The organism is Planococcus notacanthi (assembly GCF_030407825.1).
Lineage (GTDB): Bacteria > Bacillota > Bacilli > Bacillales_A > Planococcaceae > Planococcus > Planococcus notacanthi.
In genome coordinates, this window is the sequence record NZ_JASDCQ010000002.1 from 407,170 (window position 1) to 422,617 (window position 15,448).

General features: G+C 45.2%; 18 protein-coding genes and 1 riboswitch. Of the genes, 8 read left to right on the forward strand and 10 right to left on the reverse strand.

Features of this window, described 5'->3' with window-relative positions; genetic code table 11:
- Positions 1-13 precede the first annotated feature (13 nt).
- Positions 14-117, forward strand: a riboswitch (TPP riboswitch).
- A gap of 120 nt (positions 118-237) precedes the next feature.
- The 6 genes from tenA (at position 238) to QMA01_RS09535 (ending at position 4,586) form a co-directional block, all read left to right on the forward strand.
- Positions 238-921 carry a thiaminase II gene (gene tenA / locus QMA01_RS09510; RefSeq protein WP_290214858.1) on the forward strand — a complete coding sequence of 228 codons (684 nt, stop codon included), beginning with the start codon at positions 238-240 and terminating at the stop codon, positions 919-921.
- A 1-nt stretch (position 922) separates the two neighbouring features.
- On the forward strand, positions 923-1,708 hold the full coding sequence (gene thiM, locus QMA01_RS09515) for a hydroxyethylthiazole kinase (RefSeq protein ID WP_290214859.1): 786 nt from the start codon (positions 923-925) through the stop codon (positions 1,706-1,708).
- The gene (thiD, locus tag QMA01_RS09520) at positions 1,705-2,550 is read left to right on the forward strand and encodes a bifunctional hydroxymethylpyrimidine kinase/phosphomethylpyrimidine kinase (RefSeq protein ID WP_290214860.1); all 846 of its coding nucleotides are present in this window, start codon (positions 1,705-1,707) and stop codon (positions 2,548-2,550) included. Before thiM ends, thiD begins: the two co-directional genes overlap by 4 nt.
- Positions 2,534-3,187, forward strand: a complete 654-nt coding sequence (gene thiE, locus QMA01_RS09525) for a thiamine phosphate synthase (protein WP_290214861.1) — start codon at positions 2,534-2,536, stop codon at positions 3,185-3,187. Before thiD ends, thiE begins: the two co-directional genes overlap by 17 nt.
- Positions 3,184-3,669: an energy coupling factor transporter S component ThiW gene (thiW, locus tag QMA01_RS09530; RefSeq protein ID WP_290214862.1), complete on the forward strand. Its 486-nt coding sequence runs from the start codon at positions 3,184-3,186 to the stop codon at positions 3,667-3,669. The genes thiE and thiW overlap by 4 nt, the downstream gene beginning before the upstream one ends.
- 89 nt (positions 3,670-3,758) lie before the next feature.
- On the forward strand, positions 3,759-4,586 hold the full coding sequence (locus QMA01_RS09535; RefSeq protein WP_191714872.1) for a YkuS family protein: 828 nt from the start codon (positions 3,759-3,761) through the stop codon (positions 4,584-4,586).
- Positions 4,587-4,662: 76 nt separating this feature from the next.
- On the opposite strand, the gene QMA01_RS09540 is transcribed toward QMA01_RS09535, so the two are convergent.
- Positions 4,663-5,940: an MFS transporter gene (locus tag QMA01_RS09540; RefSeq protein ID WP_290214863.1), complete on the reverse strand. Its 1,278-nt coding sequence runs from the start codon at positions 5,938-5,940 to the stop codon at positions 4,663-4,665.
- Between the two features lie 433 nt (positions 5,941-6,373).
- Here QMA01_RS09540 and QMA01_RS09545 point away from each other — a divergent pair, with 433 nt between their 5' ends.
- On the forward strand, positions 6,374-7,129 hold the full coding sequence (locus QMA01_RS09545) for an exodeoxyribonuclease III (protein ID WP_191714874.1): 756 nt from the start codon (positions 6,374-6,376) through the stop codon (positions 7,127-7,129).
- Positions 7,130-7,198: 69 nt separating this feature from the next.
- On the opposite strand, the gene QMA01_RS09550 is transcribed toward QMA01_RS09545, so the two are convergent.
- On the reverse strand, positions 7,199-8,386 hold the full coding sequence (locus QMA01_RS09550; RefSeq protein ID WP_191714875.1) for a CDP-glycerol glycerophosphotransferase family protein: 1,188 nt from the start codon (positions 8,384-8,386) through the stop codon (positions 7,199-7,201).
- A 174-nt stretch (positions 8,387-8,560) separates the two neighbouring features.
- On the opposite strand from QMA01_RS09550, the gene QMA01_RS09555 reads away from it, so the two are divergent.
- Positions 8,561-10,183, forward strand: coding sequence for a catalase (locus QMA01_RS09555; protein ID WP_225218427.1), 1,623 nt, complete (start codon positions 8,561-8,563; stop codon positions 10,181-10,183).
- Positions 10,184-10,243: 60 nt separating this feature from the next.
- Here QMA01_RS09555 and QMA01_RS09560 read toward each other — a convergent pair whose 3' ends face one another.
- The 8 genes from QMA01_RS09560 to QMA01_RS09595 form a co-directional block, all read right to left on the reverse strand.
- Entirely contained in the window at positions 10,244-10,945 is a 702-nt protein-coding gene (locus QMA01_RS09560) for a P-II family nitrogen regulator (protein WP_191714876.1), read from the reverse strand.
- Positions 10,935-11,672: a DUF1538 domain-containing protein gene (locus QMA01_RS09565; protein WP_191714877.1), complete on the reverse strand. Its 738-nt coding sequence runs from the start codon at positions 11,670-11,672 to the stop codon at positions 10,935-10,937. The genes QMA01_RS09560 and QMA01_RS09565 overlap by 11 nt, the downstream gene beginning before the upstream one ends.
- A complete protein-coding gene (locus QMA01_RS09570) occupies positions 11,669-12,364 on the reverse strand; it encodes a DUF1538 domain-containing protein (protein ID WP_191714878.1) in 696 nt (231 codons plus the stop codon). Before QMA01_RS09570 ends, QMA01_RS09565 begins: the two co-directional genes overlap by 4 nt.
- 140 nt (positions 12,365-12,504) lie before the next feature.
- A complete protein-coding gene (locus tag QMA01_RS09575; RefSeq protein WP_191714879.1) occupies positions 12,505-12,855 on the reverse strand; it encodes a Na+/H+ antiporter subunit G in 351 nt (116 codons plus the stop codon).
- Positions 12,833-13,117: a Na(+)/H(+) antiporter subunit F1 gene (locus QMA01_RS09580; protein WP_191714880.1), complete on the reverse strand. Its 285-nt coding sequence runs from the start codon at positions 13,115-13,117 to the stop codon at positions 12,833-12,835. The genes QMA01_RS09575 and QMA01_RS09580 overlap by 23 nt, the downstream gene beginning before the upstream one ends.
- Complete coding sequence (locus tag QMA01_RS09585) at positions 13,114-13,599, reverse strand: Na+/H+ antiporter subunit E (RefSeq protein ID WP_191714881.1); 486 nt, start codon at positions 13,597-13,599, stop codon at positions 13,114-13,116. The genes QMA01_RS09580 and QMA01_RS09585 overlap by 4 nt, the downstream gene beginning before the upstream one ends.
- Positions 13,600-13,629: 30 nt before the next feature.
- On the reverse strand, positions 13,630-15,114 hold the full coding sequence (locus QMA01_RS09590; RefSeq protein ID WP_290214995.1) for a Na+/H+ antiporter subunit D: 1,485 nt from the start codon (positions 15,112-15,114) through the stop codon (positions 13,630-13,632).
- Positions 15,107-15,445, reverse strand: a complete 339-nt coding sequence (locus tag QMA01_RS09595; protein WP_191714882.1) for a Na(+)/H(+) antiporter subunit C — start codon at positions 15,443-15,445, stop codon at positions 15,107-15,109. Before QMA01_RS09595 ends, QMA01_RS09590 begins: the two co-directional genes overlap by 8 nt.
- Positions 15,446-15,448 lie beyond the last annotated feature (3 nt).

Genomic DNA, 15,448 nt, shown 5'->3' on the forward strand with positions numbered 1-15,448 from the left:
AAAACACAAATAAAAACACCACTAGGGGAGCCGGATATCGGCTGAGACAGGCATAAGCCTGGACCCTTCGAACCTGATCTGGATCATACCAGCGGAGGGAAGTGGCGACCGTCTGCTATTTTCTTTTACAATCGCAAACGCCGCTTCCCTTTGCCGGGAAGCGGCGTTTTTATTTTGTGAAAAAAGTTGCAGTGCTTAGCCACTTGCAACTGGATATAGAAAAAGGGAGATGGAGAAATGACATTTTGCAAAGAAGTAAGAAAAGAATGCGACAGCCTGTGGCAGGCAAGTTTCGATCATCCGTTTGTGAAAGGCATAGCAGATGGAACCTTGCCGATCGACAGATTCCGTTTCTATGTTATGCAGGATGCCTATTATTTATCGCACTTTGCGAAAGTGCAGGCGCTTGGTGCATCAAAGGCCAAGGATCTGGAAACGACACAACGTTTTGCATTCCATTCTGCACATACTTGCAGTGCTGAGCTGGCATTGCATGAATCGTTCATGGAAATTTTGGAAGTCACTAAAGAAGAGTGGGCTGCTTTTGAACCGTCTCCAACTGCATATGCCTATGTTTCGCATATGTATCGTTCGTCAGAAGGCGATCTGGCCGATGTGTTGGCCTCTATTTTGCCTTGCTACTGGCTTTACTTTGAAATCGGTGAACGTTTGAAACATGCCAAACCGGACCACCCTATTTATAATCGGTGGATTGAAACATACGGTTCCGATGAGTTTGCTTCACTTGTCAACGAACAGATTTCGCGCATGGACAAGCTGGCGGAAGGACTGCCGGAAATACGGAGGCAGGAACTGAAAAATCATTTCCGGAAAAGCAGCTACTATGAATGGAATTTCTGGGAACAGGCATGGAAAAAAGAATCCTGGGCATTAGAGTCTATTAAAGAAGTAGGTGTGTAACATGTTCAGCCAAATAAAACGTGAAAATCCGCTGATCCATTGCATCACCAATCATGTAGTTTCGAATTTTCAAGCCAATGGCCTATTGGCGATCGGCGCTTCTCCGATCATGGGAGAAGCGCCTGAAGAAGCAGCTGAACTTGCCCGTTTGGCGCAGGCCTTGTCATTGAATATCGGAACCTTGCATGCAGAATCGCTGAAAAGCATGCTGACAGCCGGAGAGGCGGCCAACCGGCTGGGTATTCCTGTCGTACTGGATCCTGTCGGGGCAGGAGCAAGCAATTTCCGGAAGAAGGCTGTAAAAGAAATTTTGGACCTGGTTGACGTTAGCGTCCTTCGGTGCAATGCAGGAGAGCTCGCAGCGGTAGCCGGGAAACAATGGCAGTCGAAAGGTGTGGATGCAGGAGAAGGGCTCCTGGAAGTCCGGGAGCTTGCCGTCACCACTGCAAAAAGATTTAACTTTGTGGTAGCGGTCACTGGAAAAACGGATATTGTCACTGATGGAAAACAAGTGATTGAAATTCCTTTTGGAGATCCGATCATGGCTTCGATTACCGGTACGGGTTGTTTGCTTAGCAGCATTGTGGCTGCTGCGATGGCAGTCCGGCCAGAAGACCCTGTAAAGACTGTCAGCAACGCATTGCGTTTTTATGCAATCGCCGGTCAGCTGGCTGCGAAATCAACGAGTCTTCCGGGAGATTTTCAAGCGGCTTTCATTAATCGTTTGGCCAGCCTGACGGATAGCGGTGTGGAAGAACAGATCTATTTACAGGAGGGATTACGATGAGCAGAATTCCGCAGACTTTAACAATTGCCGGATCGGATTCCGGAGGAGGTGCGGGCATCCAGGCAGATTTGAAAACGTTTCAGGAACTGGGAGTTTACGGAACGTCTGTGGTCACCGCCGTGACTGCCCAAAATACGACAGGAGTCACCGCCATTTATCCCATGTCTGCCCAAGCCGTGCAAACGCAATTAGAAGCTGTCGGCAGCGATTTTAAAATAACCGCTTTAAAAACCGGCATGCTGTTCAATCCGGAAATCATCAAAGAAACTGCTGCCGCGATCCAGCGATTCAACTGGAGGAATGTGGTTGTGGACCCGGTGATGATCGCCAAAGGAGGAGCCAATTTACTGCAGCAGGAAGCAGTGGAAGCATTAAACCGCCATTTGCTGCCTGTGGCTTTACTGGTCACGCCAAACATCCCGGAAGCAGAAGTGCTGACAGGCATCCCCATTACAGATGTCTCGAGCCGCCGCCTGGCTGCTGAAGAGATTCTGGCAATGGGAGCCAAGTCAGTTGTCATTAAAGGCGGACACGGAACAGATCCGCAGTATGCTGAAGATTACTTGCTGCAGGCAAATGGGGAATCGCTGCTGTACCGCTCAGCGCGGATTGCGACTGGACAGACACATGGCACCGGCTGTACATTTGCGGCGGCAGTGACCGCGCAGCTGGCTAGAGGGCAAGAATTGCAGGATGCAATCCATACAGCCAAGCAATTTATTCACGCTGCACTCAGCGAGCCCTTGAATATCGGCTCAGGCCATGGGCCGACTAACCATGCTGCGTATAAAACGGTGTTAGCCGAAAGCAAGGAGGCTGCGAACATTGAAATTTTCCGATAAGCCCTCCATTTATTTTATTATGGGATCCAGGAATTCAGGAGACCGCAATCCTTTTGAGGTATTGAAAGCGGCGTTGGAAGGTGGAATCACACATTTTCAGCTGCGCGAAAAAGGTGAGGGTGCATTATCGGGCACTGAATTGCTGGCGTTTGCTTTGCGTTGCCAACTATTATGCAACCATTACAAGGTCCCTTTCATTATTAATGATTCAGTCGAACTGGCCTGCCAAATTGGGGCAGACGGTGTACACATCGGACAGGAAGATCTAAGTGCCTCCCAGGCACGCAAACTAATCGGCAAGGAGAAAATCTTGGGTGTCTCAGTCCATTCTTCAGAAGAAGCGAGAAAAGCTGTAAAGGATGGTGCTGATTATGTCGGGATGGGGCCGGTCTTTGGGACGACTTCGAAAGCTGATGCAAAAAAGCCGGCAGGTGTTGAAGGAATTCTGACGGTCAAAAAGGAATTTCCTGAATTGCCGGTAGTGGGCATCGGGGGCATTACTCCTGGAAATGCAAGTCTTGTATGGGCAGCAGGGGTTTCAGGAATTGCGGTCATCTCGGCGATAACTGAATCGAAGGACATTGCCGGTCAGGTTGCTGCCTTACAAGCTTCCAGCAAAGAAGGTATTCGAAAATGAAAACTAGAAAACTGGTTCTGATGGCGATGTTTGTCGCTATTGGAGTGGCTGGTTCCGCTTTTGTTTATTTTCCCGCTGGAATTGCCCGTGCATATCCCATTCAGCATGCCATCAATGTCATCGCTGCAGTTCTTTTTGGTCCGGGTCCAGCGATCCTGATCGCTTTTTTGACAGGTGTCGTCCGAATCTTGACCGGTACCGGATCGTTGCTGGCTTTTCCAGGCGGGATGATTGGAGCGTTGTTGGCGGGGATGATGTATGCGAAGTTCGGGAAAATCTGGTTAGCAGGCTTTGGGGAAGTAGTGGGTACTGGAATCATCGCATCTTTGGTTGCGGTGCCCTATGCGCGGATTTTGCTGGGTACTGAATTTGGCGCTTTGTTTTTTGTGCCGCCCTTTTTCATTTCCAGTTTGACCGGTGCCATTTTAGGAGGCATATTGGCAATGCGCCTTGCGAAAACTGATCCTTTAAAAGCATGGTGAAAATCTCGGAATTTTCTTGCAGGTGTTTATAAATTCTCAATTGAGGGGAAACAGTGCAATATAGACTTTTAAAAGGGAGTGGACAGATTATGGTGAAAATTGCAGTTGAACATCCATTTACATCAGTACGTGAAGCATTGGAGAAAAAAGGATATCAGGCAGAAATGCTTGAAGACAAATCAGATTCGACCGACTATGACGTCATTGTTGTGAGAGATCAGGAAGATTTAGCTGATTATCATATGAGTGTATCACTTGTTGAAGCTAAAGGACGGACCTTATATGAAATCGTGGAAGAGGTGGAAGAGCGCCTCGTACGTGGCGGCAAAATCCAATCTCCACAGCCTACTGAAGCTGAACGCAAGGAAAGCGGCGGAGGCGGTGGTTTCTTAGCCGGCGCAGCAACAGGCGCAGTTATCGGAGCGGCAGCTGGGCTATTGTTCGCACCGAAGAGCGGGAAAGAGCTTCAAGAAATCGTTAAAGAAAAAACAGCCAGCTCGAAAGATCCGAACGCTGAAAGTTCAGGCGGTAAATTAGATCAAGTGAAAGAAAAGGCCAACCAATTGAAAGATAAAACAAGTGGCCTTACCGATAAAGCAAAAGAAACAACATCTGGAATTACAGAAAAAGCTAAAGGTAAAGCCGATGAGCTGAAAGCGAAACGTGTAGAAAAGCAAGAAGAAAAAGAATTGAAGAAACAAGAAAAAGTGATTGAAAAAGAAGTGAAAGAACAGGAAAAAGCTCAAAAAGAACATGAAAAAGCTGAAAAAGCTGTAGAAAAAGAAATCAAAAAAGCTGACAAGGAAGCCGACAAAGAAAAAAGCGGCATCGAAGTCGTTGAATTAGGCGATGCATCTGTCGAAAAAGACAGCACTGGCAGCGTGACTGTAAAAGCTGAAGATAAAAACAAAAAATAATAATGAACACAAAAAATGTCCGCCACTTGGCGGACATTTTTTGTTTAACGGATTTATCGTGTGCTTGCGCTTTTCTTTATTCCGGTGTAACTTTGTCTATTGGTTCATGAGGCGTTGGTTCCGGTACGCGGGAAAGGACGACAAGGCCGATCACAAACAAAATGACCAGGCTGAAGACACCCATGCTCGAGTTGCCGGTTACTTGTGAAGTGACCGCTACAAGCAAGGGGCCAGTGATTGCAGCAAACTTTCCAAAGATATTATAGAAACCGAAGAATTCATTGGAGTTCTCTTTAGGTACCAGTTTTCCGAAATATGAACGGCTGAGTGCCTGGATGCCGCCTTGGCTGGTGGCCACAAGCATTGCCAAAATCCAGAAATCCGTAATGGTTTCCAAGAAGAAGGCGTAAATGCAGACCACGATATACACGCAGATTCCTACGTACAGCATTTTTTTGCCGGTAAATCGATTTGCCAAACGGCCATAGAGAATAGCGAAGGGAGCGGCTACTACCTGAGTGACAAACAAGACAATCAAGAGGCTTGTTGCACTTAGCCCCAAGTCAGTGCCGTAAGCCGTTGACAGGGAAATGATCGTCCCAACGCCATCGATGTAAAAGAAGTAGGCGATCAGAAACAGGAACAACGCCCGGTACTGACGGATTTCCTTTATGGTTTTTCCAAGCCGTTTAAAGCTCTGATGAACAGGATTGGGTTCGCGTTCGATATAGTGAAGCTGTTTGACATGGCGGAACATCGGCAGTGAAAAACAAACCCACCAGATTGCTGTAATGAGAAAGGCGATACGGCTCGCGGCAGTGGCCGAAATTGGCAGCACTCCGTTTTGAGCCAGTAAAATGATGGCGATCGACAGGATAAATGGAATGGTGGATCCAATGTAACCGAGTCCATAGCCAAATGCTGAAACACTGTTCATCCGTTTTTCTGTCGTTACATCAACAATGAAAGCATCGTAGAACAAATTAGCGCCAGTGGCACCAAGAGCTGCAAAAACGTAACAGATCAGCATCAACAGCCAATTGTCGCTTGGTACGAACGCTAACAAGGCGGTGGAAATAGTGCCCAACAGGAAAAAGGCAGTGAAAAACTTTTTCTTCATGCCCTGGTAATCGGCGATAGTTCCGAGTATGGGTCCGATCATCGCCAAAATAAACGTAAAAATCGCAATGGTGTATCCTAAATAAGCCGTTGAATCAGATAAACTAACACCGGCTTCAGTGGCTGATGCTTTGTAGTAAATCGGAAAAACTGCTGTCGTGATGATGATGGAATAAGCAGAACTTCCCCAATCGTATAAAGCCCAACTTTTCTCTTCTTTTGAGAATTTTTTCATCGCCCTATCCCCTTTGTCCCGCTTTGGCAATCAATAGTCTAAAACCATGAACTCCACTTTCCTCTGTCAGATAACTTTATCCCGCTTTAACGGGCAGTAAGACTCCTCCCGCCTCTAAAAGCAGGAGCTCCACTGACCGTAAAAGTCCAATTGGATCGGGCCGACAGGATGTCGGTTACATAGGCGCTGCCGCAGGACGCGGCGCGTTTAGCCTATGTTCTGCTTTTTATCAGTAGGGGATTAAGACCCCCCACTGATTGAAGTTTCTCTTTATTGTACAAGAAGACAATAAAAAATGATGCAGAATATTTAAGAAAATACAGAAATTTTACATTTCGAACGGATTGTTTTGAAAACAGAAACCCTATCGCATTTGTTGAGTCCTACTTAAGCTTGCATTAAACTTATAGAGAAGAAGAAAGAGGGATATGTTTTGAAGTTAATTTCGTGGAACGTCAACGGCCTTCGTGCAGTCATGAAAAAAGGCTTTATGGATTTTTTCGCTGAATCAGATGCCGATGTTTTTTGCCTGCAGGAAATTAAACTGCAGGAAGGCCAGATTGAAATGGATTTGCCGGGATATTATACATATTGGAATTATGCACATAAAAAAGGCTATTCCGGAACCGCAATTTTTACAAAACAAAAGCCGTTATCGGTCCAATATGGCCTTGGGTCTGAAGAACATGATACGGAAGGCCGAATGATTGCGTTGGAATTCGAAGGCTATTATGTGGTGAATGTCTATACACCGAATTCTCAGCATGGTCTGTTGCGATTGGATTATCGTCTGTTGTGGGAAGATGCCATTTTGTCATTTGTGAAAACCCTGGATACTCACAAACCCGTTATATTATGTGGGGATTTGAATGTGGCCCATGAAGAAATCGATTTGAAAAATCCGAAAGCCAATAAGAAAAATTCAGGATTTACACCTGAAGAACGTGGGAAAATGACACGGTTTTTAGCAAGTGGATTTGTAGATACTTTCCGTCACTTCCATCCGGAAGAATCGGGTTTTTACTCTTGGTGGTCCTACAGATCCAATTGCCGTGAAAAAAATATCGGATGGAGAATCGATTATTTTATCGCCTCCCAAAAATTGCTGCCGAATTTATGCAGTGCAAAAATCCACGCAGATGTTTGGGGATCGGATCATTGTCCCGTTGAATTGATGATGGAACTATAAAAAAACACACTCGGTTTTCGAGTGTGTTTTTAAAATTAAAATCATTTGGAATAGTTTCACGTGAAACTATTAAAGTCCCATAACGCGCTCTGTGAGGCGTTTGCAATTGTCTTGGTCAAAATAATCGATATAGTCGCTCGCTTTAGGGTACCATTCATTGTAGGTTATTTTTTCTTCAATAATTTTCTTCAGGTATTCATAAACATGATCGATTGAATCCGCTTTGTAACCGTACAAATCACTGTCCAGATTCAAGTAAGTTCCTCTTTTTTCGAGGTATTCCTGCTGGTCGAACATGTAGAAGATAATTGGTTTATTGAGGTAGAGAAAATCCCAGGAAACACTGGTGATATCCGTCAAAAGCATATCATTATGATCGATTGAATACTCAATGGTTTCCTGATTGAAATCCAAAAATTTGATGCCGTGTTCATTGTCTGTCAGGCCAGTAAAATAACTTTCGAACTTTTTCATAAAAGGATGCAAGGCGATATTCAAGTGGAGATTATGGTCGGTAAGCAATTGCTGGATGCCTTGATGCTTCAATAAACCTGTGGTGTTCTTAAAGTAAGGACTTTCGATAAATTCTTCTTTTGTCAGATCAAATAGCCACTCACGCCACGTCATCATCATCAGGATATTCTTAACTTCTTTAGATGGTTGATTTGGCGGATACCGATCGAATCGCGGAAAGCCGGTGAGGATCAGTTTCTTTTCGGGAATCTTCCATTTGTTGAGTTTCAGTTCATATTCATACTGAGAAGCGCAGTTGAAGTAATCCGTGCGTTTCAACAATGGCACATCTTCTTTTTGGATCAGGATTTTCTTGAACCCTTCAATTCCGTGACTGACATGAGTAATGATTGTTTTTCGGTTGAGAAACAGAAACTTGTCAGCTGAAGGAACGATGTCATAAAGAAGAGAGTGGCCATGAAACGTATAATCAGCCTGGAAAAAGAGCAAATAGTTTTTAAAGCTGCCCAGTGGAACGGCGTTTTCAATTTTTTGGTCTTTTGCATAAGAGGTTTTTGAATCATACATCCAATAGGCGGTTACCTGTTCTTTGTGGTTATTCAATAAGTACTTATGATAAACCGCAGCATTGTCTTCATATTTTTCACCGAGGTTTCCTCCGACAAGGGCAATTTTCTTTCCGCTTTTTTTCTTTGTGAAAAAAGAGAGGAGGTATGCGGCTGAGACTTTTAAAAATACTTTCAAGGGATCCCATCGCCCTTTTTCTTTTAATTCTACACTCATCTAAAAGCCCTGCTTTCTACTAGTTGTCATTACTTTAGTTTTTCATACAACGCTGGTTTTGTCTATCTCCAGTTAATAAACTAATATTTTAATTTACTTTATAAATAAGGTGTTTATTTTTGAAGGAAAATGGGAAGAGTATTAGGTGATAGCACATTGCAGAGGAGGATATTCATGAAGGAAAATAATGAAGAGTTAAAGAAGAAAATGGGTACAGGCGAAAGTGAAGAGTCATTGACAGACCGTCAAGGCCATCCGATTAGAGATAATCAGAACATGCGAACTGTCGGTAACCGTGGCCCTGCTACACTTGAAAATTATCATTTCATTGAAAAAATCTCGCATTTCGACCGTGAAGAGATTCCGGAGCGAATTGTCCATGCGCGTGGCGCTGGTGCATTTGGTTATTTTGAAACTTATGGTAAAGTCGGCGATGAGCCGGTAGAAAAATATACACGCGCTAAAGTATTTTCAGGTGCGGGAAAACAGACGCCGTTAATGGTGCGTTTCTCAACGGTGGCTGGATCAAGACATTCTCCGGAAACCGACCGCGACCCTCGTGGATTCGCCGTTAAAATGTATACGGAAGATGGCAACTGGGATTTGGTCGGAAATAACCTTAAAATATTCTTTATCCGTGATGCAATGAAATTCCCGGATATGATTCATGCCTTTAAAACTGACCCGGCATCGAATATTGCTGATCCGCAGCGAATGTTCGATTTTGTTGCCCGTTCTCCGGAAGCAACGCATATGATTACGTTTCTGTTTTCACCGTGGGGCATCCCGGCAACGTACCGCCATATGCAGGGATCTGGAGTAAACACGTACAAATGGGTCAACGACAAAGGTGAAGCTGTATTGGTTAAATACCATTGGGAGCCAAAACAAGGCATCCGCAACTTGACTCAGAAAGAAGCTTCTGAAATCCAGGCGGAAAACGTCGGACATGCAACGCAAGACCTTTATGAAGCCATTGAAAACGGAGATTATCCGGAATGGGAGTTGTTCGTTCAAATTATGAGCGACGATGAGCATCCGGAATTGGATTTTGATCCGTTGGATGATACAAAATTATGGCCGCAGGATAAATTCCCGTTCCTTCCAGTCGGGAAAATGGTGCTGGACCGCAATCCGGTCGATTACCATGCTGAAATTGAACAAGCAGCGTTCGGTACAGGAGTTCTTGTAGACGGTTTAGATTTCTCTGACGATAAAATGCTGCAAGGTCGGACTTTCTCTTATTCCGATACACAGCGTTATCGGGTTGGAGCCAACTACTTGAAACTTCCGGTTAATGCTCCTAAGAAGCGTGTCGCAACCAATCAGCAGCGAGGGGCGATGGATGTGAAAAATCCTTATGAAAACCCTTCAAATCCATCTATTAACTATGAACCATCTGTTCTTGGTGGATACAAAGAAGCGGATTCGAGCGAAACGCCTGCTCACGAACCAGCATATAACGCAAAAGTAGTATCAGCGCCAATTGATCGTACCAACAATTACGGGCAAGCGGGTGAAACATACCGCAGCTTTGAGGATTGGGAGCGCGATGAACTGATCAACAATTTGGGTGATGCATTATCGGTCTGTGATCCTCGCATCCAGGAAGAGATGATCCATCATTTCACACAGGCGGATGAAGACTATGGCCGCCGTGTACGTGAGAATATGGAAGAGAAGATGAAAGCGAATGAAGAAATGAAAAAATCAGGACCGAAAGTATATGGTCAGCCTGCTGCCAATAAGGTGGCACAAGGTGCAGCTGCAAAAGGCCACGAAGCAAAACCATATTAAAATTCATCAAAAAACCGGTAGCCCTCAGTGGCTTACCGGTTTTTTAAATGGAACTATTCTTCACTGATTCTTGTTCCTCAAAGAGGAGTGGTTGACCCCAAACACTTTTTCGACATCTATCAGAAAAGCAATGCCTTTCCCGGGAGCATTGAGATCGACAGCCTGCTCGATGCTTTCGACGACTTGTTCTGCATAACTGCTTGGAACAAGTGTTAAGACAACGTCTTTCTCTGGATCAATTGTGAAATTCATAAACTTTTGCTGTTCATTGACTCCTGTACCGCGTCCGTTTATTATTGTTCCGCCTTCCGCCCCTGCTTTTGAAGCGGCTTTAACCACTTTTGAAGAATCTCCTGAATTGACAATGGTAACAATTAATTGAAAATCCTTCAGTTCTGATTCCAATTCTGAAGCACCTCTCTTTCTTTTGCGGTCATCCTGGCGTTGAGATAAATGCGGAACGCCCAGTAATTTGCTTAAATGAACGGTAAAACCTAGTCCATATCCTGGTTTCCCGAGTTTTCCTGCTTCATTGACCGCTTCTGCAACCGCTCTTTCATTGTCTCCATCCAATGCGAAAAAAATCACATCTTTTTCATGGGTAGCCGGGAGGCCAAGAAATGTAGGTTTTTCATTTCTTCCTATTCCTTCGCCATAGACAATCGTTGCGCCATCGACACCTGCTTTTTTAGCTGCCGCAATGACATCGCGTGAATGGCCTCTTTTGACAATGGCAATCATCAACCTATGGTTAAGAATCATTCGCTTTCCCTCCGCCTTTCTTAGTGAAAATCAGACCAAGTATCAATACTGCAATGATAGGTGTCAGGGCTACAAGTGCGATCATTCCAAATCCATCGGTTAAAGGATCGCTGCCTTCTATGGCAGTCGAAATGCCTACTGCCACAGCAACGACAAAAGTGACGGTCATTGGTCCGGTTGCCACGCCTCCCGAATCAAAAGCGATACCGATAAAAGTCTGCGTTGAAAAAAAAACAAGAATGAATGCCAATAAATAACCCGGGATAATGAAGTACCATAACGACCAGCCCGTTAGAATTCTCAGCATGGACAAAGCGATGGATACGCCGACGCCTGTCGATAATGTATAAAGCATCATTTTACGGGAAATGTATCCGCCGGTCTCTTGGTCGACTTCATCTGTCATAATACTGACGGCCGGTTCGGCAAATGTGGCAGCGAATCCAAGAACAAAACCAATCGGAATCAGCAGCCATTTGTTATACCAACTGCCAAGCGTTTCACCCATCATTGTCCCTACAGGCATAAATCCAACATGTACACCTTGAAGGAAAAAAGAAAGGCCGAAGAAAGCTAAAATAAAACCAATTCCTACCTGAAGTACGCGCTGCATCGGCAATTTAAGCATAAACACCTGGAAGGCTGCGAAAAATAACAAAAGAGGGAGAAGTGCCAAACTGACTTCCAGCATCACGGTTGGAAAACCTTCGAAAACATGAATGTTCACCTGAACAACACCCCCAGCACCATAACAGCCAGAATCGGTCCAATGGATGCCAAGCCAATCAAGCCAAATTTCTCGCCAGAACTATCATCTTCTGAGCGCAATACAGAAGCAACACCAATGCCAAGTGCCAGAATAAATGGAACTGCCATCGGTCCGGTTGTAACTCCTCCGGAATCGAAGGAAATGGAAATGAAGGCCTCGGGGACAAATAAAGATAGCAGAAAGACTAAAGCGTAACCGCCGATGAGTAAATAATGGAGGGGAATTTTAAAGATGGTGCGGACCATGGCCAACGCCACAAAGATAGCCAGTCCGAGGGAGACGGATAGAATCAGAATTGCTGCACTTACAGTGCCTTCAGAGACTTCATCAATTTGCTTCGCCAATACCCGGACATCGGGTTCCGCGACTGTAACGGCGATGCCCAGTAAGAAACCGGTTGCAATAATGAAACCTGCTTTTTTTGTGCTGGGCAGCCTTCGTCCAATCATTTCACCGATAGGCAGAAGGCCGGCGTTGACACCGATCAAAAACAGGAAAAAACCGATACTGACAAAAAGAACACCGACAAGAAATTGAATCACTGCCTCGAAAGGCATTTTGATGAAAACAACCTGCAGAAGAATAACAACAATAGTAACCGGGAGGATGGCGGCAGCGACTTCTTTAAACGTATCTCTTACGTTTTCCATCGAGAGTCTGTCCCCATTTCTGTTTTTTTACTCTTATTCCCCCCCATAAGCAGGCGTAAACTTTTGCTTTATTAACAAAAAAAGAGCGATGCCCACTTTTCTGGAGTGGCCATGCTCTTTTAGCACTAACATAATTCTCGTTATTTCTTAAACAGTTCTTCCAATGCGTCTTCTGTAGAAGAGTCAGCCAATTTGACGTTTGAACGGTAAGCGGCCCTTGTGATCAGATGTCCCGCAACCGGTGCAGTCAAAAAGACAAAAATAATGCCCAGAATAAGCCGAACGCTGATAAAGTTTTCGGATGCCCAGAAATAGATGAATGTTCCCGACAGCGACAATAGCACGGCTAAAGTAGAACTTTTAGTAGCTGCGTGTGAACGGGTATAAACATCCGGCAACCGAAGGATACCGATTGCGCTGATCACCGCCATGATGCTTCCGATCAAAATAAGAAAAACGCCGAAGTACTCAACGATCGTGTTTATGTTCAACGATATCGCCCCTTTCAACAAAACGCGCTAAAGCCAGTGTGCTGATGAATGCCAGAATTCCCACAATCAGGATGACTTCGAGAAATGCATGCGTGTTGAGGACAACAGAAAATACAGCGACTCCTGAAATCAGGTTAACGCCGATCATGTCCAGGGCCACAACGCGGTCGGGCATGGAAGGGCCGCGGATAATCCGATAGAGGGCCAGGATGATTGCCAATATGAAAAGGGACAAGGCGATGGTCAGTATCGTATTAATCAATTTCTCGTCACCTCCATAATCGCTTTTTCAAATACCTTGATGGATTTCAGTACGGAATCCCGGGAACTTTCCACATCCATTGCATGGATATAGAAAACTTTTCCGTCCGGCGATACTTCCATCACCACGGAACCGGGTGTCAATGTCAGCAGAAGGGCTAGCGTAGTCAATTCGTAATCGCCTTCCATACTATGTTCATAAGTAAAGATGCCGGGTTTTATATTGAGTTTTGGGCTGAGGATCTGTTTCATGATCAGCAAGCTGGATTGTGAAAGTTCCGAAATGAAAATCAGCAATAACTTAAGCGCGGAGAAGACGCGCAGTAAATAGAACTTGGTCCCGAAAAATCGGTGCATCAGAAAAAGGATTCCAATACCGATCAAATAACCGGTCAGAAAAGTCGTCGGATAAAAAGCGTCTTCATCCATCAGCAAGGTCCATAGAAAAGCAATGGTGATATTTAAGAGGAACTGAGCCGGCACTTTGATTCACTCCTTTCAATGATTAATAGATTACTGAATCAGCCCTAGAACCGCATCAATGTAAATCCCAGGATTCAGTAATGTTTCAGCTGCATCTGTGACATAGGGCGCCATGCCTTCGGTACCCAGACCAATGCCGATTGTCAAAAGGACGAGAGCCAGGCACGGCCATAAAACGCCTTTTCGCAATGGCGGTTGTTCTTCTTTACTGACGATGGTTTCACCCCAGAAGCAATTTTTGAAGACGCGAAGCAACGAGTAAAGAACGAAGATGCTGGAAAGGAGAGCCAGTGCCAGCAATACGTAAGAACCGCTATTGATGGCTGCGCCTGAAATCAGCACTTTCCCGATAAAACCGCTGAGTGGCGGGATTCCTGCAAGTGACAGCATGGTAACGAAGAAAGACCATCCCAATAATGGATAGTTCTTCATGAGTCCACTCATGCCCGCCATTTTAGAAGTTCCGCTTAGTGTGATCATGGTACCGACAAGCAGAAACAGCAAAGCTTTGGCGACCATATCATGGATCAGGTAGTAGATGGATCCTTCAATGGATGCTGGAGTGGAAATCGCCAACCCAACCAATATGAAACCGACCGCAATAACCACGTTATAAGCCGCAATCGTGCGGATGTCGTTAAAGGCAATGGCCCCGAGGCTGCCGCCGATTAAAGTAAGTGCAGCCATGATGCCAATCAGCAGATGCGTAGTTTCCGGCTGATGATAAAAAATCAATGAGAATGTACGGAAGAGGGCATAAATGCCAACCTTCGTCAATAACGCGCCGAAAAGAGCGGACGTCACAATAGGCGGTGAGCTATAGGATCCCGGTAGCCAGAAGTACAGAAGCAATCCGGCTTTTAAGCTGAAAACGATCAAAAAGACGATGCTGATAGTGGTCAGAAGAGGGGTTTGTCCTACTTCAGCAACCCGTTCAGCCACATGCGCCATATTCAAAGTACCGACCGCTCCATAAAGGAAAGCCAGTGCGACCAGGAAGAACCAGGACGAAACGATATTGATTGATACATACTTGATGGCTTCCCGCAGTTGGCGTTTGGAATTACCCAAAGTCAGAAGTACATAGGAAGACAGCAGCATGACTTCAAAGCAGACAAACAAATTGAACAGATCGCCTGTCAAAAAAGAACCGTTGACACCGGCTATAAGAAACAGCACGGAAGGATAAAAATACATCGTCTGCAATTCTTTGCTAGTGGAGATTAAGGCATAGCTCAGGCAAATCGCCGTTACAATGCTGGAAGTCAGCACTAGCAGAACAGAAAAGGAATCGGCAACGAACAGAATGCCGAAAGGTGGCTCCCAACCGCCGAAATCCAAACGGAAAATCCCGTCGGTCTGGACTTTATGCAAAAGGTAAACTGAAATGCCTGATGTAACCAGCATGCTGGCAATGCTGATCCACGCTTGGACTCGGCCGTACGTACGAAGGAAAATCAGCAATACACCCACAACAATCGGAAGCAGCATAGGAAGCACTAAGAGATTATTCATCATCAGAACCTCTCATTGCGCTTAGATTGTCCGTTCCCAGTTCCTGATGGGCACGGTAGGCAAGCACCAGGATAAACGCCGTCACCGCAAAACTGATGACAATGGCAGTTAAGATTAATGCCTGCGGCAATGCATCGACATAGGTTTCGGCTTCTTCGCCAAGCAACGGCACCGCTCCTAATTTAAGGCCGCCCATCGACAAGATCAACAGATGGACTGCGTGGGACAGAATCGCTGTCCCCAATATGACACGTACAATATTTTTGGATAATACAAGATAGATGGCGACCGTGGTAAGGACGCCGACCAAAATAATGATCAATGATTCCACAGG